General features: G+C 67.8%; 18 protein-coding genes and 1 pseudogene. 11 read left to right on the top strand and 8 right to left on the bottom strand.

Going from position 1 to position 19,981, the window contains the following annotated elements:
* Nucleotides 1–183: 183 nt before the first annotated feature.
* From NRG74_RS24765 to NRG74_RS20690, 6 genes and pseudogenes are all read left to right on the top strand, one after another.
* A pseudogene (locus NRG74_RS24765) lies at nucleotides 184–309 on the top strand (hypothetical protein); the annotation flags it as partial.
* 213 nt (nucleotides 310–522) lie between these two features.
* On the top strand, nucleotides 523–1,227 hold the full coding sequence (locus NRG74_RS24770; protein ID WP_437181201.1) for a methyl-accepting chemotaxis protein: 705 nt from the start codon (nucleotides 523–525) through the stop codon (nucleotides 1,225–1,227).
* A gap of 252 nt (nucleotides 1,228–1,479) precedes the next feature.
* Nucleotides 1,480–2,433 (top strand): bestrophin family protein, encoded by a 954-nt coding sequence (locus tag NRG74_RS20675; RefSeq protein ID WP_160921849.1) that lies wholly within the window; start codon nucleotides 1,480–1,482, stop codon nucleotides 2,431–2,433.
* Between the two features lie 253 nt (nucleotides 2,434–2,686).
* Nucleotides 2,687–4,003 (top strand): MFS transporter, encoded by a 1,317-nt coding sequence (locus NRG74_RS20680; protein WP_257705187.1) that lies wholly within the window; start codon nucleotides 2,687–2,689, stop codon nucleotides 4,001–4,003.
* Between the two features lie 41 nt (nucleotides 4,004–4,044).
* The gene (locus NRG74_RS20685) at nucleotides 4,045–5,313 is read left to right on the top strand and encodes an arsenic transporter (RefSeq protein WP_257705188.1); all 1,269 of its coding nucleotides are present in this window, start codon (nucleotides 4,045–4,047) and stop codon (nucleotides 5,311–5,313) included.
* A gap of 86 nt (nucleotides 5,314–5,399) precedes the next feature.
* On the top strand, nucleotides 5,400–5,933 hold the full coding sequence (locus NRG74_RS20690) for a cytochrome b (RefSeq protein WP_257705189.1): 534 nt from the start codon (nucleotides 5,400–5,402) through the stop codon (nucleotides 5,931–5,933).
* Nucleotides 5,934–5,937: 4 nt separating this feature from the next.
* On the opposite strand, the gene NRG74_RS20695 is transcribed toward NRG74_RS20690, so the two are convergent.
* Complete coding sequence (locus tag NRG74_RS20695) at nucleotides 5,938–6,867, bottom strand: LysR family transcriptional regulator (RefSeq protein ID WP_257705190.1); 930 nt, start codon at nucleotides 6,865–6,867, stop codon at nucleotides 5,938–5,940.
* A 164-nt stretch (nucleotides 6,868–7,031) separates the two neighbouring features.
* Here NRG74_RS20695 and NRG74_RS20700 point away from each other — a divergent pair, with 164 nt between their 5' ends.
* Together NRG74_RS20700 and NRG74_RS20705 are read left to right on the top strand one after the other, a co-directional pair.
* Complete coding sequence (locus NRG74_RS20700; protein ID WP_257705191.1) at nucleotides 7,032–9,263, top strand: FUSC family protein; 2,232 nt, start codon at nucleotides 7,032–7,034, stop codon at nucleotides 9,261–9,263.
* Nucleotides 9,264–9,364: 101 nt separating this feature from the next.
* The gene (locus NRG74_RS20705; RefSeq protein WP_257705192.1) at nucleotides 9,365–11,797 is read left to right on the top strand and encodes a glucan 1,4-alpha-glucosidase; all 2,433 of its coding nucleotides are present in this window, start codon (nucleotides 9,365–9,367) and stop codon (nucleotides 11,795–11,797) included.
* A 30-nt stretch (nucleotides 11,798–11,827) separates the two neighbouring features.
* Here the strand turns inward: NRG74_RS20705 and NRG74_RS20710 are convergent, their stop codons facing one another.
* Together NRG74_RS20710 and NRG74_RS20715 are read right to left on the bottom strand one after the other, a co-directional pair.
* On the bottom strand, nucleotides 11,828–12,280 hold the full coding sequence (locus tag NRG74_RS20710) for a hypothetical protein (protein WP_017642670.1): 453 nt from the start codon (nucleotides 12,278–12,280) through the stop codon (nucleotides 11,828–11,830).
* The gene (locus NRG74_RS20715) at nucleotides 12,267–12,869 is read right to left on the bottom strand and encodes a nucleotidyltransferase domain-containing protein (protein WP_064307565.1); all 603 of its coding nucleotides are present in this window, start codon (nucleotides 12,867–12,869) and stop codon (nucleotides 12,267–12,269) included. The genes NRG74_RS20710 and NRG74_RS20715 overlap by 14 nt, the downstream gene beginning before the upstream one ends.
* 395 nt (nucleotides 12,870–13,264) lie before the next feature.
* Here NRG74_RS20715 and NRG74_RS20720 point away from each other — a divergent pair, with 395 nt between their 5' ends.
* Nucleotides 13,265–14,410 carry an acyltransferase family protein gene (locus NRG74_RS20720; RefSeq protein WP_160921844.1) on the top strand — a complete coding sequence of 382 codons (1,146 nt, stop codon included), beginning with the start codon at nucleotides 13,265–13,267 and terminating at the stop codon, nucleotides 14,408–14,410.
* Here the strand turns inward: NRG74_RS20720 and NRG74_RS20725 are convergent.
* The 3 genes from NRG74_RS20725 to NRG74_RS20735 form a co-directional block, all read right to left on the bottom strand.
* Nucleotides 14,337–15,242, bottom strand: coding sequence for an NAD-dependent protein deacetylase (locus NRG74_RS20725; RefSeq protein ID WP_160921843.1), 906 nt, complete (start codon nucleotides 15,240–15,242; stop codon nucleotides 14,337–14,339). The two genes, NRG74_RS20720 and NRG74_RS20725, sit on opposite strands and share 74 nt — an antisense overlap.
* A gap of 104 nt (nucleotides 15,243–15,346) precedes the next feature.
* Nucleotides 15,347–15,796: a GyrI-like domain-containing protein gene (locus tag NRG74_RS20730; RefSeq protein WP_257705193.1), complete on the bottom strand. Its 450-nt coding sequence runs from the start codon at nucleotides 15,794–15,796 to the stop codon at nucleotides 15,347–15,349.
* A 179-nt stretch (nucleotides 15,797–15,975) separates the two neighbouring features.
* The gene (locus NRG74_RS20735) at nucleotides 15,976–16,575 is read right to left on the bottom strand and encodes a TetR/AcrR family transcriptional regulator (RefSeq protein ID WP_257705194.1); all 600 of its coding nucleotides are present in this window, start codon (nucleotides 16,573–16,575) and stop codon (nucleotides 15,976–15,978) included.
* Nucleotides 16,576–16,647: 72 nt separating this feature from the next.
* On the opposite strand from NRG74_RS20735, the gene bdcA reads away from it, so the two are divergent.
* Nucleotides 16,648–17,361 (top strand): SDR family oxidoreductase, encoded by a 714-nt coding sequence (gene bdcA / locus NRG74_RS20740; RefSeq protein ID WP_068384263.1) that lies wholly within the window; start codon nucleotides 16,648–16,650, stop codon nucleotides 17,359–17,361.
* 34 nt (nucleotides 17,362–17,395) lie between these two features.
* Here the strand turns inward: bdcA and NRG74_RS20745 are convergent, their stop codons facing one another.
* Nucleotides 17,396–18,661, bottom strand: a complete 1,266-nt coding sequence (locus NRG74_RS20745; protein WP_173147024.1) for an Hsp70 family protein — start codon at nucleotides 18,659–18,661, stop codon at nucleotides 17,396–17,398.
* Nucleotides 18,662–18,789: 128 nt separating this feature from the next.
* Here NRG74_RS20745 and NRG74_RS20750 point away from each other — a divergent pair, with 128 nt between their 5' ends.
* Nucleotides 18,790–19,545, top strand: coding sequence for a CPBP family intramembrane glutamic endopeptidase (locus NRG74_RS20750; protein WP_257705195.1), 756 nt, complete (start codon nucleotides 18,790–18,792; stop codon nucleotides 19,543–19,545).
* On the opposite strand, the gene NRG74_RS20755 is transcribed toward NRG74_RS20750, so the two are convergent.
* Complete coding sequence (locus tag NRG74_RS20755; RefSeq protein WP_257705196.1) at nucleotides 19,530–19,973, bottom strand: thiol-disulfide oxidoreductase DCC family protein; 444 nt, start codon at nucleotides 19,971–19,973, stop codon at nucleotides 19,530–19,532. The two genes, NRG74_RS20750 and NRG74_RS20755, sit on opposite strands and share 16 nt — an antisense overlap.
* Nucleotides 19,974–19,981 lie beyond the last annotated feature (8 nt).

Consider the following 19,981-nt stretch of genomic DNA (forward strand, 5'->3'; position numbering starts at 1 on the left):
CTGGCGGCCTATGTAGCGGCGGACTATGTCGCCGCCCAAGGCGATGTCGCGGTCAAGGGCATCGACCGGGCGACCAGCGAGCAGCTGTCCAGCCTGGTCACCGACCTACATGAGCGGGCCAACGACCAGGCCGAGGCCCTGAGCGCCGAGGCGCGGCGCACCGTGCTGCTGGCAGTGGGCGCCATGCTTGCCTTCGCCGCCCTGATCGCCCTGCTCAGTGCCTGGCTGGTCAACCGTCGCATCGTCGGTCCGCTGGCGCGGGTCACCGAGCAGCTGGTCCAGCTCAGCCAGGGGCGCCTGGGGCAGCCCCTGACCGAGTCGCGGCGCGACGAGGTGGGTCGGCTGGCCCGCGCCGCCAATCGCTTGCGCGACTTCTTCGTCGATCTGGCCGGCCAGCTGCGCCAGGGTACCGGGGCGCTCGATGCCACCACCCAGGAATTGGGCGCCATCGCCCAGCGCAGCGGCGAGGGCATCCGCGATCAGTTCTCGCGTACCGATCAGGTGGCCACCGCCATGCACGAGATGAGCGCCACCGCGGAGGAGGTGGCCCGCCATTCCGGCAGTGCCGCCACGGCGGCCAACGATGCGGATCGCGCGGCCCAGGAAGGCGAGACGAGCATGACCCAGACCATCGCCACCATCGAACGGATGCACGCTGAAATCACCCGCACCGCCGCCGTCATCGCCCGCCTGGAGCACGACAGCGAGCGTATCGGGAGTGTGCTGGAAGTGATCCGCGGCATCGCCGACCAGACCAATCTGCTGGCGCTCAATGCCGCCATCGAGGCCGCTAGGGCAGGGGACGCCGGACGCGGCTTCGCTGTGGTAGCCGATGAGGTGCGCAGCCTGGCGGTGCGCACGGCCAGTTCCATCAGCGAGATCCATCAGTTGATCGCGACGCTGCAGGGCGCGGCCCACGAAGCCGCCGAAGCGGTGCGTGCGGGCGCCGCCGAAAGCAGTGCCGGACGCGATCAGGTGGTCGCTTCGGGCGAGCGGCTGCGCAGCATCACCCTGGCTGTGGAGGCCATCCGCGATATGAACCGGCAGATCGCCACGGCGGCCGAGGAGCAGACCTCGGTGGCCGAGGACATCGCCCGCAACCTGGCGGAGATCGTCACCGTGGCTCGACACAATGAAGATGACCTGGGGCGTACCCAGAGCGCCAGCGAACGTCTGCATGGCGTCTCCCAGGATCTGTCCCAGCTAGCCGGTCGGCTGCGGGACTGATCGGCGGTCACGCCGCCGTCGAGACGCTGGCTAGAGGTGTTCAAGCGGCAACGGAGTGCTCTGGCAAGGCACTTTGCCATGATCCATCCGTCGCTCCGGATTAAGTTTGACTTAAGCACCGCCGACTAGTCTCGCGAACAGGTTGCATTCTCAGGAGGAGGCGCGGCGACGGGTCGAGCGGCTCGTGGCGAGACGACAGGAAGGCATGGGCAACCGCGAATCGAGAAACCGCGCCGCCGCCGGGAGTGCCAGATGTCCAGTCCGATCCAACTCCGTTCCATCCAGAAGAAGATCCAGTTTCTGCGTACCACCTTCAGCTATGTCGGCTGGTCGCTGTTCGGTCTGCTGCTGTGGGACGTGGCGGTCACGGTGGACGCCATGCTGTTCGTCGACGACCGCTTCGACCTGCCGCTCACGCCCCTGACCCTGCTGTGCTCGGCGCTGGTGGTGCTGATCAGTTTTCGCAACAGCAGCGCCTACGCCCGCTGGTGGGAGGCGCGCACCCTCTGGGGCGCCATGGTCAACAGCTCGCGTAGCTTCGGCCGCCAGGTGCTGACCCTGATCGACGATAACGGCAAGGCGCAGAACCGGGTCAAGGCGGTGCTGCTGCGTCGGCACATGGGCTATCTACACGCCCTGCGCGCCCAGCTCAAGCGCCAGGACCCGGCCCAGGCCGCCGCGCCTTATCTCGCCCGTCATGAACTGGCACTGGCCGAAGGCAGCCTCAACTTCGCCAACGACATCCTTGCCGGCACCGCCGAGCTGATCGCCAGCGAATACCGCCAGGGCCGCCTGGACAGCATCCGCCTGGCGCGGCTGGAAGAGACCCTGGTGGACATGTCCAACTGGCAGGGCGGCATGGAGCGCATCGCCAATACCCCCTTGCCCTATCCCTACGTCTGCTTTCCGCAGCTGTTCAGCTTTCTGTTCTGCATCGCCATGCCGCTGGGCCTGGTCTCGACCCTGGGCTGGTTCACCCCGCTGGTGTCCACCGTGGTCGGCTTCATGCTGCTGGCGCTGGAGCGCATCGGCAGCGATCTGCAGGCGCCCTTCGCCGACAGCCAGCACCAGATCACCATGGACAAGCTGTGCGCCACCATCGAGGCCAACCTGTTGTCGATGCTGCGACCGCGCAGCGAAGAAGGCAGTACGGTGCTCCTGGCCCAACCCGAGACCGACGCCGCCCTGACCCGGCAGGTGGCCTGATACGCCGGCATCCTGCGATGGCGACCCTCTACGAAGTGTGAAGACGTACGGAAAGTGGCGGGCCAGAGGGATTTCTTTGCTATCGGTACGGCACTAGCGCCGCTTCGCTCCGGTCACATTTTGCAATCTCCCCTGGCAGCGGTGGTTGGCTGGGATCCGTCGAGTCATACCGACGGCCTCTGGTGGGCTAGGGCGAGAGGTGCCGTGGGGCGTTTTGTCCTGCGACTCTTCATCTCGCTACGGATGCCCGCTCATGTCCGAAACCCGTGCCCCGGCCACCGCCGCCAGCGCCGAACCCTCGCGCCGCGCGCGCCATGCCCTGGATGCCCTGAACTTCACCCTGGCTGACGTCCGCGACGGCCTCGGGCCCTATCTCGCCATCTATCTGATTGCCGTGCGCGGCCCGGGGGAGGGCTGGAACGAGGCCACCGCCGGTTTCATCATGACCCTGGCCGGCATCGCCGGGCTGATCGCCCAGACCCCGGCCGGCGCCCTGATCGACCGGACCCGCCATAAGCGCCTCATGGTCGGCGTCGCCGCCCTGGTGGTGACCGTCTGCAGCGTGATGCTGCCCTTCGTTTCCAACTTCTATGTGGTGGCGGCCACCCAGTCCTTGGCCCATGCCGCCGCGGCCCTCTTCGCCCCGGCGCTGGCGGCCATCACCCTGGGGATCGTCGGACCCAAGGCCTTCACCCGGCACATCGGTCGCAACGAGGGTTTCAACCACGCTGGCAATGCCGTCTCGGCGGCCCTGGCAGGTGGCCTGGCCTATTTCTTCGGCCCCACCGTGGTGTTCTGGCTGATGGCGCTGCTAGCGGCGGCCTCCATCGTCGCCATCGTCCGGGTACCCCAGGACGAGATCGACGATGACCTGGCCCAGGGGCTGGGCGAGGAAAACGGCGCTCGCGACAGCAAGCCGGTGTCGGCCTGGCAGGCGCTGCTGGCCAATCGCAAGCTGCAACTGCTGGCGCTGCTGGCCGCCATCTTCCACCTGGCCAATGCCGCCATGCTGACCTCGGTCGGCCAGCAGCTGACCCATATCGTCGGCAAGGACAGCGCCACCTCGCTGGTGGCCGTCTGCATCGTCGCCGCCCAGTGCGTGATGGTGCCGGTGGCCATCCTGGTGGGGCGCAAGGCCGATGCCTTCGGGCGCAAGCCGATCTTTCTCTTCGCCTTTGCCGTGCTGGCCATCCGTGGGGTGCTCTACACCTTTTCCGACAGCCCCTATTACCTGGTGGCGGTGCAGCTGCTCGATGGCATCGGTGCCGGGATCTACGGTGCCCTGGTCCCGGTGATCGTCGCCGACCTCACCCGCGGCAGCGGTCGCTTCAACGTCAGCCAGGGCGCCATCGCCACCGCCCAGGGCCTGGGCGCGGCGATCAGCGCCACCATCGCCGGAATCATCATCGTCCGCTTCGGCTACGCGGCGGCCTTCACCACCCTGGCCGCCATTGCCGCGGTGGGCTTCGTGCTCTATCTGCTGCTGATGCCGGAGACCCGCGACCGCCAGGTGGTTGCCGATGCTCGATCAGGCGCCATGGAGCCTCCGCAATCGGCCGGATTAGGCTAATGTCTGCCGCTTTCCCGCTCGATAGAAGGCACTAGGCGTTCATGGGGTCACTCGCGCTCTCTCCTCACCTGCTGACCTGGATCATCGCCGGGGTAGCCACCCTGGGCGTGGTCTCGCGGCCGTTCGGTCTGCCGGAAGCGCTGTTCGCCGTCGCTGGCGCCGCGCTGTTGGCAGTCTTCGGTCTGTTACCGCTGGATGGCGTCTGGCACGGCATCGCCAAGGGCACCGACGTCTATCTGTTCCTGATCGGCATGATGCTGCTGGCCGAGATCGCCCGCAAGGAAGGGCTGTTCGATTGGGTCGCCGGTCACGCGGTGCGCGAGGCCAAGGGGTCGGCGCTGCGGCTGTTCGCGCTGGTCTATGGCGTCGGTATCCTGGTCACGGTGTTTCTTTCCAACGACGCCTGCGCCGTGGTGCTGACCCCGGCGGTCTACTACGCCACCCGCGCGGCGAAGGTGAAGAATCCGCTGCCCTATCTGTTCTCCTGCGCCTTCATCGCCAACGCGGCGAGCTTCGTGCTGCCGATCTCCAACCCGGCCAACCTGGTGGTCTTCGCCGAGCACATGCCGGAGCTGAGCCGCTGGCTGGCTCTGTTCACGGTGCCGTCGATCCTGGCCATCGCCGCGACCTTCCTCACCCTCTGGGCGACCCAGGCCAAGGTCCTGCGTGCCGAGCGGCTGTCCGCAGGGGGCGCGGTGGAGGCCTTGCCCACCACCGGGCGCATCGCCGGCTGCGGCCTGATCCTGACCATCCTGGTCCTGCTCGGCGCCTCGGCGCTGGATCTGGAGCTGGGTCTGCCGACCTTCCTGGCCGGTTTCGCCACCTTCCTGGTGGTGGTGGCCTGCAAGCGCGGCGGCGGTCTGGAGTTGCTCAAGCACATCTCCTGGGGCGTGCTGCCACTGGTGGCCGGGTTGTTCGTGCTGGTGGAAGCCCTGGAGACCACCGGGGTATTGCAGGCGCTGGCGAATCAGCTACAAGCGGCCGCCCAGGCGACGCCGGAGCGCGCCGCCTGGGGCGCCGGGCTGCTGGTGGCCTTTGGCAGCAACCTGGTCAACAACCTGCCGGCCGGCCTGCTGGCCGGGGCGGCGGTGCAGACCGCCCAGGTCTCGGAGAAGATCGCCGGTGCCGTGCTGATCGGCATCGATCTCGGCCCCAACCTGTCCATCACCGGTTCCCTGGCGACCCTGTTGTGGCTGGCCGCGCTGCGCCGCGAGGGGCTGTCGGTGAGCTTCTGGCAATTCCTCAGGCTGGGCGCCGTGGTGATGATCCCGGCGCTGCTGTTGGCGCTGGCCGCGCTGATCCATCTCTAAGGCGCTGGCCGGCGGTCCCCCGGCGTAGCGGCATTGTCGCTGCGCTTAGGGCACTATCGGGATACCTCTGCTGGAGAGAGCTGCCCATGGCCGTCGCCCGCTATACCGGATTCGCCCAGGCGCTGCACTGGCTGACCGTCGCGCTGCTGTGCCTGCTGCTGCCCTTCGTCTGGGTGGCGGAAAACTTTCCACCCGGGCCGGTGCGGACCCTCTGGTATCTGCTGCACGAATCCACCGGGATCTCGGTGTTCCTGCTGATCCTGATCCGGCTGACCTGGCGCTGGCGGCATCCGGCGCCGCCGGCCAACCCCCGTGACGGTCGCCTGCTGCGGCTGCTCGCCGGCCTCAATCACGGCCTGCTCTACGCCGTGCTGCTGATGATGCCGGTGACCGGCTACCTGATGGCCGGGCAGGGACAGCCGGTGCCGGTGTTCGGGCTATTTTCCCTGCCCGGCTTTCCTCGCCACGAAGCCCTCGGCATCCTCGCCAATCGCATCCATGTGGCGGGCCAGTTCGCCGTCTACGGCCTGGTGATCCTGCATGTGGCGGCGGTGGTCTGGCATGTGGCGATCCGTCGGGACGGCACCCTGGAGCGGATGCTGCCCGAGCAGCGGCCTTAAAGCGTCAGGTCCCTTCCACCAGCAACCGATCGCGCTCCAGCAGGGCGGGCAGGTTCTCGCGCAGGTGGTCGACCAGGGTGCGGATCTTGGCGTCGAGGAAGCGCCGCGACGGATAGAGCGCATGGATGTCCAGGCCATAGAGCCGGTGCCCGGGCAGTACGCGTTGCAGGCGGCCACTGGCCAGCCCGGCGACCGCGGCGTACAGCGGCAGGGCGCCGATACCCAGGCCGCTGGCCACGGCTTCGGCCAGGGCATCGGCGGTGTTGACCTGGAAGGGCGGCCGATCTACCGCCACCTCGGCTATCCCTTCAGGCCCCTCCAGCAGCCAGCGATCCGGCGCCATGGCCCGATTGACCAGGCGCAGGCAGCGATGCCCGGTGAGATCGGCGGGCGTGGCCGGGCGCCCCTGGCGGTTCAGATAGGCAGGCGCCGCGCACAGCACGCTATAGGTACTGCCCAGATGCGCCGAATGGAAGGCTGAATCCGGCAGGCCAGCAGCCAGGATCAGCGACAGGTCGTAGCCTTCCTTGAGGATGTCGGTGAAGGTGTTGGTCAGCTGCAGGTCCAGATCCACCTCGGGATAGCGCTCGGCATAGCCGGCCAGGCTCTGGATCAGGTAGTGCTGGCCGAGGCCGGTCATGGTGTGGATGCGCAGCCGCCCGCGCGGCACCGCCAGGGCGTGACGGGCCTCGGCATCGGCTTCGTCGAGGTCGGCGAGGATGCGCTGGCAGCGCGTGAGGTAGCGTTCGCCGGCGTCGGTCAGGCGCAACTGGCGGGTGGTGCGGTGCAGCAGTCGGGTCTGCAGATGCTGCTCCAGCTGGCTGACCGCCCTGGATACATAGGCGGTGGTGAGTTCCAGCTGGCGCGCGGCGGCGGTGAAGCTGCCGGTCTGGGCCACGCAGGCGAAGGCGCGCAGATTGAAGAGATGATCCATGGACGGGGCAGGGCGGTGGAAAGGGGCATTGTGGGCCATTACCCGCCCGTTGGTTAACGCTCTTTGCCGTCACACCCGACTTAATCGCCGTGGGGTGTGCTTCCTAGAATGGCCGCCGAGGCGCTGCGCCTCTTCCCCTCCGGTCGCTCCCGTCGTTGCCCACCATGCCCTTCGCTTCGCCGCTCTTCGCGCGGCACCCCACTGCTTCCCCTCGTAGACGCTGGCCCAGCCTGAACGCCTGGCGCCGCGCCGGTCGCGAATGGGCCCGCACCGATGGCCAGACCTGGGCCTTCATCGCCAAGGCGCTGTTGGCTGCCACCCTGGCCCTGTGGCTGGCCTATCGCCTGGAACTGCCGCAACCAAGCACCGTGCTGGTTACCGTGTTCATCGTCTTGCAGCCGCAGAGCGGCCAGGTGCTGGCCAAGAGTTTCTACCGGATCCTGGGCAGTCTCGCCGGGCTCACCTTCACTGTCGCCGCCATCGCCCTGTTCGCCCAGGAGCGGGTGCTCTTGCTCGGCGCCCTGGTGCTGTGGATCGGCTACTGCACCCGGGGCGCGGCGCGCTATCGCGACTTTCGCAGCTATGGCTTCCTGCTGGCCGGTTACACCGCCTGCCTGGTGGGCCTGCCGGCGGTGGCCCAGCCCCAGGGCGCCTTTCTGCAGGCGGTATGGCGTCTGCTGGAGATTGCCCTGGGCATCTGCTGCGCCGGGGTGGTGAGCGTCGCGATCCTGCCGCAGACCACCCGTGGCGTCCTGCGCCGGACCCTGGCCCAACGCCTGCGCGATTTCCTGGCGATGGCCCATGACGGTCTGCTGGGCCAGCTCGACGGCGAACGCTTCGCCGGGCTCAGTGCGCGTTTCGCTGCCGACTCCGTGGGCTTCGAAAGCCTGCGCAGCGCCAGTGTCTTCGAGGAGCCCTATCTGCGCCGACGCAGCGGACGCCTGGCCGCCTTGGGCAACCGCCTCATGCTGCTCAACACCCGCTTCCACGCGCTCTACCAACTGCTCGACCGCCTGAGTAATCGGCCCCGGGCCGTGCGCCAGGCGCTGGCGCCCGCCCTGGGGCTGATCGCCGCCGCCCTGGCGCCGGCCCTGGGTCGCCTGCCGGAAGAGCGTGACCTGCGCCGCCTCAGTGAGCGCCTGGCTGCGGAGCGCGAGACGCTGATGGCCGCGATCCGCAGTGGCCGCCAGCAGCTGGTCCGGATCGTGCTCGCCACCCAGGTCGACCGGCTCGACTACGACACCGCCGCCGAGCTGCTCTATCGCTTCGCCGAGGATCTGCACCTGCTGCTTGGTGCCCAGCTGGCACTTGAGGCGCCGGCGAGTACGACACCCGCTCCCCGGGAGACCTTCACGCCCCTGGCCAGCCGTGCGGTAGCCTGGATGGCCGGGCTGCGCAGCGCCCTGGTGGTACTGGGCGTGGGGCTGTTCTGGATCGAGACCGCCTGGCCGAGTGGCGCGGCCTGCACCCTGGCCGCGGCGCTGATCTCGGCGCTGGCTTCCACCTCGGCCGATCCGCGCCGCTATTGCCTGCAACTGGCCGGCGGTACCCTGGTCGGCGCCCTAGCCGGTGGGCTGCTGCAATTCCAGGTCCTGCCCTGGATCGACGGCTTCGCCCTGCTGCTGCTGACCCTGACACCAGTGTTCGCCGCTGGCGCCTGGCTGATCACTCGACCGCGGCTGGCGGGCTATGGCACCGGGCTGATGGTCTGGTTCTGTTCGGCGGCCCTGCCGGGCAATCTGCCGCGCTACGACGCCGATGTCTTCTGCAACACCTACCTGGCCTACGGGGTGGCCTGCGCGGTGGCGGTGGTAGCCGTCAGCGTGCTCCTGCCGCCCAGCCAGCCCTGGGTCTGGCGCCGGCTGGAAGATGCCCTGCGCGAGCGACTGGTCCATGCCATCGGGGCGCCCCTGGCCGGTCTGAGTGGTCGCTTCGATTCCGGCCTGCGCGATCTGCTCAACCAGGTGCAGGTGCTTACCGTCGGCCAGCCGGAGGTGCAGCGCCGGCTGCTGCGCTGGACCTTCCTGAGTCTGGAGCTGGGCCACGCCATCATCGAGTTGCGCCTGGAGCAGGCCGCGCTGCCACCCTTGCCCTGGTATCGCCAAGAACGCGCCTGGCGCCTGGCCATTCGCGCCCTGGGGCGGGCGCTGGTGCGATTGTTCCGCCAGCCCAACGCCGCCAACCTGGCCCGCGCGCTCACGGCCGTGGACCACGCCATCCTGCTCGCGCACCAGGCCCAGCGCCACCTGGAGCCCAATCCGGGCGACTTCGATCGCTCACCGCTGCGCCGCATCGCCAGCTACCTGCATTTCATCCGCACCTCGCTGCTGGCGCCGGATTCGCCCCTGGCCGGGTACCTGCCGCTGGCCCGGCCACCGGCGCGGGACGAAGGCTGAGCAGCGCTTCTGGAAATATTGGCTAGGCTTACGAACGGGGAGGGCCGTCAGGCCCTCTGCCATGCGACTTTCGGCACAACCAGAACAAGGCCCGCCTGCCCATGCCCGTCCGCTTCGTCCGTCCGCTGCTCTGTTCCGCCAGCTTTCTGCTGACCCCCCTGGCGTCTGCCCTGGAGGCCCCTGGCGCCCCCGGTGCCACGCCCTTCTGGTCCTATTCCGGCAAGACCGGCATCGGCACCAGCTACGAGGCCTATCGCGACGGCGCCTATAGCGACCAGGCCAGCACCAGCCGCGTCTCGCGGGTGTGGTTCTCCCTGGCCCAGGGCGTGGTCACCGAGACCATGCAGGGTCTTATCCATGAGGCGCAGCTGCGCGAGATGCAGCTGGTGATCCGCGGGCCCGACTTCACCCACCTGGAGCGCGACGACACCGACAGCCGCATCGAATACCTGGCCACCGATGCCGCCGGCCGGCCCACCTCGCTGGCCTACAAGATCGTCAACCGCGACCGCCAGGGCCGCTACGAGATCGAGAAGCACGTCTTCACCGACCCGGACCAGGACACCCTGGTCATGCGTGTCATCTTTCGCAGCCAGGACCCACGCATCCAGCCCTATCTCTATGTCGATCCGGCGCTGGCCAACAGCGGTAGCCACGACCGCGCCGCGGTGAAGGATGGGGTGCTCTACGCCAGCGAAGGCGAGCACGCCCTGGTGGTGAAGGCCAGCCAGCCGCTGCAGACGCCCACCGTGGGCTTCTTCGGCAGCTCCGACGGCCTCGACGACCTGCGCCGTAACGGCAAGCTGACCCAGCTCTACAACAGCACCGGCGACCAGGCCGGCAACGTCGCCATGCTGGCCAAGCTGCCGCTCAAGGGCGCCGAGACCACCCTGGACGTGGTAGTAGGCTTCGGCGCCAATCCGCGCCAGGCCGAGGCGGCGGCGGATGCCACCCTGACCCGCGGTTATCAAAAGGTGCTGGCCCACTACAACGGCGAGGGCGACGCCATCGGCTGGCAGGACTACCTGGCCGGTCTCGACCAGCTGCCGCGCCTGCAGGCCCAGGCCGGCGACGGCGGCAAGCTGGTCAACGCCAGCGCCCTGGTGCTCAAGGCCCAGGAGGACAAGACCCACGCCGGCGCCCTGATCGCCTCGCTGTCCAATCCCTGGGGCGAAACGGTGCCGGCGGGCAAGGGCACCACCGGCTACAAGGCGGTCTGGCCACGGGACTTCTACCAGTGCGCCATGGCGCTGCTGGCGCTGGGTGACCGGCAGACGCCCAAGGTCGCCTTCAGTTACCTCAAGCAGGTGCAGGTGGATGCCAATACCGCGCACAAGCCGGCTGACAGCTCCGCCTTCATCCATCAGCAGAAACGGGGCGACGAGGTACGGGCACCGGGCGCCACCGGTTGGTTCCTGCAGAAGACCCACGTCGACGGCACCATCGAATGGGTCGGCGTGCAGCTCGACCAGACCGCCATGCCGATCATGCTCGGCTATCGCCTCTGGCAGGGCGGCCTGCTCGGCGACGCCGAGATCGATCGCTGGTACCGCGACATGCTCAGGCCCGCGGCGGATTTCCTCGCCCGCGACAGCCAGGTCAACCTGGGCTGGAACACCTGGCAGGTCAAGCCGCCGCAGACCCAGCAGGAGCGCTGGGAAGAGCAGTGGGGCTATTCGCCATCCACCACCGCGGCGGTGATCGCCGGTCTCGCCACCGCCAGCGAGCTGGCGCGCCATGCCGGCGACGAGGCCAATGCCAGCCGTTACCGCGAGACCGCCCGGCGCTATTCCGGCCAGGTCGAAAAGACCATGGCCACCACCCAGGGCAGCCTGGGCGCCGGCAACTACTACCTGCGCATCACCCAGAACGACGATCCCAATGACAAGGGCACGCTGGTGGACAACAACAGTCGTCCGGGCCTGCCGGAGGACCAGGTGCTGGACGCCGGCTTCCTCGAACTGGTGCGCTACGGCGTGCGGCCGGCCAGCGATCCCCTGGTACAGAAGAGCCTGGCGGTGCTGGACGACGAAGGCCTGCCGGAGAATCTGCGGGTCAAGTACAGCTTCCAGTACCCCGGCGTCACCGGCACCTTCCCCGGCTGGCGGCGCTACGGCAACGACGGCTATGGCGAGAGCGAAAGCTCCGGCATCAATTTCCCGGCCACCGAGCAGCCGGTGCCCAACTCGGGGCTGCGTGGCCGGGTCTGGCCGATCTTCACCGGCGAGCGCGGCCATTACGAGTTGGCGCGCCTGGTCCTGCAGGGCAAGCCGGACCCGGCGGCGCTGGGCAAGCTGCGTGACACCTACGTCCGCGGCCTGGAGCTGTTCGCCAACGCCGGCCTGATGCTGCCCGAGCAGGTCTGGGATGGCGTGGGCGACAACCGGCGCCACGGCTACCAGATGGGTCAGGGCACCGATTCGGCGACGCCGCTGGCCTGGTCCCACGCCGAATACGTGAAGCTGCTGCGCTCCCTGGCGGACGGCCAGGTGTGGGATCACTACCCGGTGGTGGCGCGGGCACTCGCGCCCTGAAGCAAGCCAGTTGTCGGATCGCGAGCGCTGTTAGCGCTTGCGATCCGATAGCAGCTCTGGTCGATTTTGCTTCAGCCAATGCGTGACGTGCTGGAGCAGGACCTCGGCCTGCTGCAAGGCCTCCTGAGCCATCGAATCGCTGACTAGATCGCCCGAGTAGTCGATGACGTTGCGTTGCTTGCGCAAGGTATCCAGTACCAACATCGTCGATGTATCAAGCTCGACGGTCCGGGGCAGTGACTGGATCATGGTCTGATGGTGACCGGGGCGGCTAGTCAGGGTCCGATAGCCATTGGCCTGAAGCGCTGCGTTCGCGCCCTGCATGATTGCCTTGTAGGCCAGATCGAAGCGGCTTTCGCTGCTCAGTATTGGCAGACACGCATCGGTCAAGCTACGTTGCGCTGCCTCCAGCAAGCGCTGGATGCTCGCAGGGTCCGGTGTGATCGCCTCAAGACTCTTGCCGAGCAGATTATCCAGGGTCATCTGTCCTTCCTTGTGACAGGTACGAAGCGTCGCCGATGACGAACACCTTGGGCTTTTCCAGCAAGTCCGTGATGAAGGCTCCTCCTTCCGCCAACAGCCTCTGCCATTCCTCTCGCTGGTATACCTTGGGATTGATCTCGCGCCCAAGCGTCTCCTGACAGGGATAGAGCACTGCCACTACCTCGCGGAAGGTCACGGTACCCAGGATCATGAGGTCAATATCGCTTCCAGCGCTTGCTTTGCCGCTAGCCATCGAGCCGAAGACGAAAGCTGCCGATATTCGGTCTGCAATGGGGCTCAGCGCCTCGGCCAGAATATCGGTCAGGCCACTGGTCTTGCGCAAGATGCTCGCCAGCTCTTCGAAGATGGGGCACTCCCGATTGGCGCGATAGTGCTGTTGATTACCCACGCGCGTCTTCACGGCCAGACCTGCCGCGACCAGCTTGACGAGCTCACGGCTCAGGGTGCCAGACTGGGTCTCGGTCAAGCGCGCGATTTCGCGCTGATGGTAGCTGCTCTCCGGATGGAGCAGAAGAAGTGCCAGGACCTTGCGGCGATAGTCGGGAAATAGAACGGAAGCAAGGGACATAAGAATTTTTTTGCTGCCTTTTGGGCTGCAATTGAAGCCTAAAAGGCAGCAAACAACCAGTGTGATTGCCCTTGGTGTATTCCAGCGCCTGAACAGCCGACCAACGGTAGCGCGTTACTAATGCCCGTGCCAGGGCTGCTGACCCAGGGCAGCGAAACGTTGAACCCAAGGGAACGCCTGTAACAAGACTTGTCTGATGGGCGTTCTCGCGCTTAGCTGAGGCAGCGGATCCTTCCGCTCGCCGCGTTTCTCCTCTCTTTCCGGTCCCTCTGCCCTCGGTCGCGTACCGCGCGGTAGCGTGTCCGGCTGTCACGGTTTTCTCTCGCTCGCTCCGGCGACCGCTCCGGCGGTCTGGGGGCGAGTCTTTGCCGGTTCCTGTCAAGAAGGTCACGGATATGACTGACGTCGCTCTCCCCATCGCCCTTTACCTGGGCACCTTGGTGTTGCTGGCCTTCGCCCTGCGCCGCAGCCCGCTGCTCACCCAGGAGACCCTGGCGCGCTCCTCGCCGCTGGATGCCCTGCGCGGCATTCTCGCCACCGCCGTGGTCTGCCTGCATTTCGTGCTGACCTATCATCTCAAGGCCGAGGGTCAGTGGCGCGAACCCGACAGCGATCTGCTCTACAACATGGGCGTGGTGCCGGTGTCGCTGTTCTTCATGATCACCGGCTACCTGTTCTTCGGAAAGGTCTACCGGCGCACGCCGGACTGGGGCGAGCTGCTCCGTTCACGGGTACTGCGGGTGATGCCGCTGTACCTCTGCGTGGTGGCCGTGGTGGTGCTCTTCACCCTGATCCGCACCCACTTCGTCATCGCCGACGGCCAGCACTTCATGCTCGAACTGCTCAGCTGGGAGCTGTTTTCCGGCTTCAGTCTCAACGGCCTGGAGGAAAGCGGCTGGATGACCGCCGGCGCCCACTGGACGCTGCGCTACGAGGCGCTGTTCTATCTGGCGCTGCCGATCATCGCCGCGCTGTTCAACCGCCGCGGTTTCGGGCTGCCGCTGCTGGTCTCGGTGCTGCTGGTGGGCGGGCTGGTCGCCGCCGGCTATCACTATCAGGTACTAGGCGCGCGCTTCGGGCTGCTGTTCCTGCTGGGATTCCTGCCGGTGTTCGTCAAGGTTCATCTGCCGGGCCTGCTGGCGCGGCTGCGTACGCCCCTGGTGGCGGCGCTGTCGCTGGCGCTGGTGGGCTACGCCATGACCCAGCCGGACTACAGCCTCAGGCAGATGCTCGCGCTGGGCTTGCCCTTCGCCGCCATGGCCGCCGGCAACGATCTCTTCGGCCTCCTGCGCAGTCGCGGTCTCAAGGTGCTGGGCGAGATCAGCTACAGCCTCTATCTCACCCACGGCCTGCTGCTCTATGGCCTCTTCACCCTGCTCAACCTCGGCTCGGTCGAGACCCTGGGCACGCTCGGCTTCATGGCGCTGCTGCCACCGGTGCTGGTGCTCGCCTGTCTGCTGTCGATGCTCAGCTACCGCTGGATCGAGCGTCCGCTGATGCATCTGGGAAGGGCGCCGCGGCGTCAGCAAGTCCCCGCGTAGGGGGAGGCGCCGCGGCTGCAGGATACTCCAGCAGAAAGGCGAGGGCCTGGGCGCAGGAGGCCTCCACCTTGAGGTTCAGCAACTCGTCCGCCCGGGTCCGGCCATAGCCCAGGGCGGCGATGGGCAGCCCGGCGCGGGCTGCTGCCTGGGCGAAGCGAAAGCCCGAATAGACCATCAGCGAGGAGCCCACCACCAGCAGCGCATCGGCGCGGCCCAGGTGGGCGAAGGCGCGCTCCACCCGCGCGCCGGGCACGTGTTCGCCAAAGAACACCACGTCCGGTTTGAGCAGGGCGCCGCAGCGCGGGCAATCCGGCACGCGAAAACTCATGAAGTCGACGCCTTCCAGATCGGCATCGCCATCCGGCGCGGTAGCCGCGTCCAGCTGCAGCCAGTCGCCATTGAGTTCGCCCAGCCATTGCTGGAATTCCTGGCGCGGCAGGCGCAGCTCGCAACCCAGGCAGCGGATCTGGTCGAGACGGCCGTGCAGGTCGATCACCGCCTCGCTGCCGGCGGCCTGGTGCAGGCGATCGACGTTCTGGGTCAGCAGCATCTCCACCTGGCCGCGCCGCTCCAGGGCCGCCAGGGCCTGGTGGGTGGCATTGGGCCGCGCCTGGCAGAAGCGCGGCCAGCCGATCAGGCTGCGTGCCCAGTAGCGGCGGCGCAAGAGCTCGTCGCCGACGAAGGCCTGCAGGGTGACCGGTTGCGGGCGCTTCCAGGCGCCGTCGCGGTCGCGGTAGTCGGGAATGCCGGAATCGGTGCTGCAACCGGCACCGGTGAGCAGGAAGATCCGCTCGTGCCGGGCGATAAAGGACTGAAGCTCGGGCAGGGACATCGGGCACCTGGAGTTGCGGACGATACCCCCAGCTTGGAAAGGGTTATGCCGGGAGGCAAGCCGCAGCTGACGAACGTCCTGTCCGTCGTGCGGCGCTAGCCGGTCTAGTAGACCGGGACGTAGATGTAGATCTGCGAATCCTGGGCGTCCACGCCGGTGAAGGCCTCCGTGTAGTGCTCGAAGCAGGCGCCTGGACGCGGTTGCAGGCCACGGGCGGGGAGCAGTTCGGCGAACAGCCGACCCAGGCTCTTGGCCACGCTGGGCGCGGTGCCCAGGTGCACGTAGCGCGCATAGCGGCCTTCCGGCAGTTCCTGGCGCACCATGCCGGCGGGCAGGGGGGCGCCCGGGGTGGTGGCCACCGCGGCCAGGTAGTGCATGGTGCCGGCCTGGCGCCAGCTCAGGCCATACCATTCGGCGTCGCCTTCGCGCCCGGTGATCTCCCCGGCGCGGTCGGCGAAGCGCCGCCAGAGGGCGGCGATGTCTTCGCCCTGGCCAGGCTCGAACAGCAGACCGGTCACTTCCAGGGCGGGATGGTCGACGATTTCCAGCGACATGGGACAGACTCTCTCGAAGATGCGATGAAGGCCGCCACCTTACTCCAGCGGCGCCCTGCGGTCAGCCAGGGCAGGACATAAGCGGGTCAGGCGAATGGTCGCAGCGTACTCGTGTGGCCCTCTTCACCTCACCCACTGTCCTTTGCGTGGCCTCGAATGCGGCGGCCCTGGCCAGCGGTTCAGCCGTCCGCAGCAAGCGTCTGGTTCAGGGCCAGGCCGGCCAGACGCGCGCTGGCCAGCAGGCGTTCCAGGCTCTGGCCATGCCGCGCGCTGGCGGACAGGCCGGCCATGGTGGTGACGACGAAATCGGTCAGCTCTCGCGCCTGCTGTGGCCGGCGTGTGGCGATGTGGGCATGGATGAGTGCCTGGGCTGCCTGGTGGTAGCCGTCCGCTGCCGTACGGGCCTGTAGATCGTCGCTATGGGTACCTTCCAGCACCAGGCAGCCGGCGGCCTGCGGATCGGCCGCGTAGTTGCGCGCCGCCGCTTCCAGCACCTGCGTCAGGGCCACGGCCAGCGGCTGGTCGGTCTCCAGGATCTGTCGCAGCAGCAGCGCACCGTTCGCGACATAGCGCTCCAGCACCTTGCTATACAACGCGACCTTGCTGCCGAAGGCTGCATAGAAGCTGGGTGGCTTGATCCCGAATGCCTGGGTCAGATCGGCGACGCTCACGCCGTCATAGCCCTTTTCATGGAACAGGCGTTGCGCCTGGGCCACAGCCGCATCCGGATCGAAGCGGCGCGGGCGACCACGGGTGCCAGATTTATTTGTAGCGTTCATTACAAAAATACTTTGACAGGGGGCGAGTGAGGTTTATTGTAGCATTCACTACATTAATCGGGAGGTACGGTCATGACGAATTTTGCAGGCAAGTCGGTGCTGGTCCTGGGAGGCAGTCGCGGCATAGGTGCGGCCATCGTGCGGCGCTTCGCCGCCGAGGGTGCCCGGGTGATCTTCACCTATTCCAGCTCGAAGGACGCCGCCCAGGCGCTGGCCGCGGAAACGGGCAGCACCGCCGAGGCGACCGACAGTGCCAATCGTGATGCCGTGATCGCCCGGGTCCGCGACAGCGGCCCCCTGGATGTGCTGGTGGTGAATTCCGGCGTAGCGCTGTTCGGCGATGCCCTGGAGCAGGACCCGGACGCCGTCGACCGCCTGTTCAGCATCAACGTGCAGGCGCCCTATCACGCAGCGGTGGAAGCCGCGCGGCAGATGCCCGTGGGCGGGCGGATCATCGTGATCGGCTCGGTGAACGGCGATCGTATGCCGGTCCCCGGCCTGGCCGCCTATGCCGTGAGCAAGTCCGCCCTGCAGGGACTGGCCCGCGGCCTGGCGCGGGATTTCGGCCCGCGCGGCATCACCGTCAACGTGGTGCAGCCGGGCCCCATCGATACCGAGATGAACCCGGCCGATGGCCCCATGAAGGAGCTGATGCACAGCTTCATGGCGATCAAGCGCCATGGCAGCGCCGACGAGGTGGCCGGCATGGTGGCCTGGCTGGCCGGCCCCGAGGCTGGCTTCGTCACCGGCGCCATGCACACCATAGACGGGGCCTTCGGCGCCTGATCGTCCGCCACAGGCGCCACTCGCGGCGGCAGCTCTAGCCGTAGCGCTTGAACGCCTCGATGGCCAGGCCGTTGCCGATGTTGCCGAAGCGGTCACCGTCCACCAGGCGGGCGCCGGGGAAGCGCTTGGCGAGGGCCTGGCGCAGTGCCGGGATACCACTGGAGCCGCCGGTGAAGAACAGGCTGTCGACCCGCGCCGGATCGAGATCGGCGCGGGCCAGCAGGTCGTCCACGCCGCGGCTCAGGCGCTCCAGTTGCAGGGCGATGGCGGCGTCGAACAGGGGGCGTTCCAGATCCGCGGCCAGGCCGGTCTCGATGCGATCCAGGCGCAGGGTGCGGCGCCAGTCGTCGGTGAGGGCGATCTTGGCGTCTTCCACCTGGATCGCCAGCCAGTGGCCGGCGCGCTGTTCGATGAGCTTGAACAGGCGATCCATGCAGCGGGTGTCCTGGGCGTCGTATCTCATGTCGCGCAGGCCCAGCACGCTCTTCTTGGCGTAGACGGCGTTGATGGTGTGCCAGGTCGCCAGGTTGATGTAGTGACTGGTGGGCATGGTGGCGCCGCTTTTCATGGCGCTGCCGTAGCCAAACAAGGGCATCACCCCTTCCAGGCTCAGCTGGCGGTCGAAGTCGGTGCCGCCGACGTGCACGCCGCCGGTGGCGAGGATGTCGCCGGCGCGGTCGGCCAGGTTGCGGCGCTCCGGCGCCAGGCGCACCAGGGAGAAGTCCGAGGTGCCGCCGCCGATGTCGACGATCAGCACCAGTTCTTCGTGCTCGATGCTGCGTTCGTAGTCGAAGGCGGCAGCGAGGGGTTCGAACTGGAAGGAGATATCGCTGAAACCTACCTGGCGCGCCACGGCGGCCAGGGTGTCCTCGGCCTCCTGGTCGGCGACCGGATCGTCATCGACGAAGTGCACCGGACGGCCCAGCACCACGGCGTCGAAGGGGCGATCGGCCTGCTGTTCGGCGCGCTGCTTGAGGGTGCCGAGAAACAGGCCGAGCACCTCGGTGAAGGGTAGGGCGCTGCCGAGGATGCTGGTCTCGCCCTTGAGCAGGTTGGAACCGAGCAGGCTCTTGAGCGAGCGCAGCAGACGGCCCTCGTAGCCTTCCAGGTATTCGTGCAGCGCCTGGCGACCATAGGCCGGGCGGCGTTCCTCGGCGTTGAAGAAGATCACCGAGGGCAGGGTGGCCTTGCCTTCTTCGAGGGGCAGCAGGACGTCGCCGGCGGGCCGGAGCCAGCCGGCGGTGGAGTTGGAGGTACCGAAGTCGAGGCCCAGGGCGCGGGCGGGTTGAGCAGCAGACATGTCAGGATCCGTAACGCGAGCAGCCGCGCAGTTTAGCTGAGACCGGCGACCAGGCGAACCCTGGCCGGATGCCAGCAACGCCAGGGGAACCGCTAAACTAGGCCTTTTCGCGCGGTGACGGACGCCTCATGCTGGTCTTTCCCCTCTGGTCGCGGGCCCTGCTGCCTGCGACCGTACTGCTGCTGGGCGCTGCGACCGGGCTGATCCAACCGTGGGGGCTGCTGGGCAGTGTCCTGTTCATTGGCTGGGTGCTGGCGCGACCGCCGGTCACGGCCGATCTCTGGCTCGGCGTGACGCTGCTGGCCGCCGTGTGCTTCGCTGCCCACCGCGTGCCGGGCTTCGTCCCCTGGGCGCTGGGACCGCCCCAGGACCTGGGCGGGACGCACCCCTGGCAACTGCGCCTGGTGCTGGACAAGGCGCTGGTGGCGGCTGCGCTGCTGGCCACCTGGCCAGGCATTCCGACGGGGCCGTGGCGACCCTGGCCGATGCTCGCCACGGTCGGCGCGACCCTGCTGGGGATTCCTGGGATCGCCCTGGCCCTGGGCATCCTTGGTTGGCTACCGAAATGGCCGGACGGTCTGCTGGCCTGGTTGGCGATCAATCTGCTGGTGACCTGCCTGGCCGAAGAGCTGGTGTTTCGTGCCTTCCTGCAACGCCGCCTGACCAGGTGGCTGGGCCTGCCCTGCGGCCTGCTGCTGACCAGTCTGCTGTTCGGCCTGGTCCATCTGCCCGCGGGCTGGGGCTTCGCCCTGCTGGCCGGACTGGCCGGCCTGGGCTATGGGCTGGCGTTCCACTGTTCGGGCAATCGCCTATGGCCCGCGGTACTGCTGCACGGTGCGCTCAACACCCTGCATCTGCTCGTGCTGACCTACCCCTTGCGTTGATCGCGGCGTGGCGCGTCCAGGGTGCAGACATCCTCCTGGCAGCGCCGACCGCCCTGCGGATGCGGCAGCCAGGTCAGGCCTGGGCGCAGCTTGAGAAACACGCGATAGCCCACTTCCAGCAGCGGCCGCAACGGCCGCCAGGCCAGCGGTCGGGCCCAGTGGCCGAGGCCTGCGGTGCGCCAGCTCCAGTAGGTGGCGTCCAGGCCTTTGAACCAGTAGCCATCAGCATCCCGGGCGTGGAGCAGATCGAGCATGGCCTGGCGCGGCGGAGCATCGGCGGGCGCCTGCGCCTCGTAGTCCGGCGCGGCCAGATCCACCAGGTGCAGCTGGCTGGGGTCGGCATGGCGGCGCAGCCAGGCGATCTCGCGGGCGCACAGTGGGCAGGCGCCGTCGTGAAAGAGGGTCAGGGGCAGGCGAGGGGCATGCATCGTGATCT

Source organism: Pseudomonas oryzihabitans (assembly GCF_024652905.1).
GTDB classification, from domain to species: domain Bacteria; phylum Pseudomonadota; class Gammaproteobacteria; order Pseudomonadales; family Pseudomonadaceae; genus Chryseomonas; species Chryseomonas benzopyrenica.

Coding starts and splice junctions, on each gene's coding strand:
- NRG74_RS20680 (WP_257705187.1), top strand. CDS start 2,687: ATGTCCGAAACCCGTGCCCCGGCCACCGCCGCCAGCGCCGAACCCTCG.
- NRG74_RS20720 (WP_160921844.1), top strand. CDS start 13,265: ATGACTGACGTCGCTCTCCCCATCGCCCTTTACCTGGGCACCTTGGTG.
- NRG74_RS20695 (WP_257705190.1), bottom strand. CDS start 6,867: ATGGATCATCTCTTCAATCTGCGCGCCTTCGCCTGCGTGGCCCAGACC.
- NRG74_RS20715 (WP_064307565.1), bottom strand. CDS start 12,869: ATGTCCCTTGCTTCCGTTCTATTTCCCGACTATCGCCGCAAGGTCCTG.
- NRG74_RS20710 (WP_017642670.1), bottom strand. CDS start 12,280: ATGACCCTGGATAATCTGCTCGGCAAGAGTCTTGAGGCGATCACACCG.
- NRG74_RS20755 (WP_257705196.1), bottom strand. CDS start 19,973: ATGCATGCCCCTCGCCTGCCCCTGACCCTCTTTCACGACGGCGCCTGC.
- NRG74_RS20745 (WP_173147024.1), bottom strand. CDS start 18,661: ATGTCTGCTGCTCAACCCGCCCGCGCCCTGGGCCTCGACTTCGGTACC.
- NRG74_RS20725 (WP_160921843.1), bottom strand. CDS start 15,242: ATGTCCCTGCCCGAGCTTCAGTCCTTTATCGCCCGGCACGAGCGGATC.
- NRG74_RS20750 (WP_257705195.1), top strand. CDS start 18,790: ATGCTGGTCTTTCCCCTCTGGTCGCGGGCCCTGCTGCCTGCGACCGTA.
- NRG74_RS20705 (WP_257705192.1), top strand. CDS start 9,365: ATGCCCGTCCGCTTCGTCCGTCCGCTGCTCTGTTCCGCCAGCTTTCTG.
- NRG74_RS20730 (WP_257705193.1), bottom strand. CDS start 15,796: ATGTCGCTGGAAATCGTCGACCATCCCGCCCTGGAAGTGACCGGTCTG.
- NRG74_RS20690 (WP_257705189.1), top strand. CDS start 5,400: ATGGCCGTCGCCCGCTATACCGGATTCGCCCAGGCGCTGCACTGGCTG.
- NRG74_RS20675 (WP_160921849.1), top strand. CDS start 1,480: ATGTCCAGTCCGATCCAACTCCGTTCCATCCAGAAGAAGATCCAGTTT.
- NRG74_RS20700 (WP_257705191.1), top strand. CDS start 7,032: ATGCCCTTCGCTTCGCCGCTCTTCGCGCGGCACCCCACTGCTTCCCCT.
- NRG74_RS20735 (WP_257705194.1), bottom strand. CDS start 16,575: ATGAACGCTACAAATAAATCTGGCACCCGTGGTCGCCCGCGCCGCTTC.
- NRG74_RS20685 (WP_257705188.1), top strand. CDS start 4,045: ATGGGGTCACTCGCGCTCTCTCCTCACCTGCTGACCTGGATCATCGCC.
- NRG74_RS24770 (WP_437181201.1), top strand. CDS start 523: ATGAGCGCCACCGCGGAGGAGGTGGCCCGCCATTCCGGCAGTGCCGCC.
- bdcA (WP_068384263.1), top strand. CDS start 16,648: ATGACGAATTTTGCAGGCAAGTCGGTGCTGGTCCTGGGAGGCAGTCGC.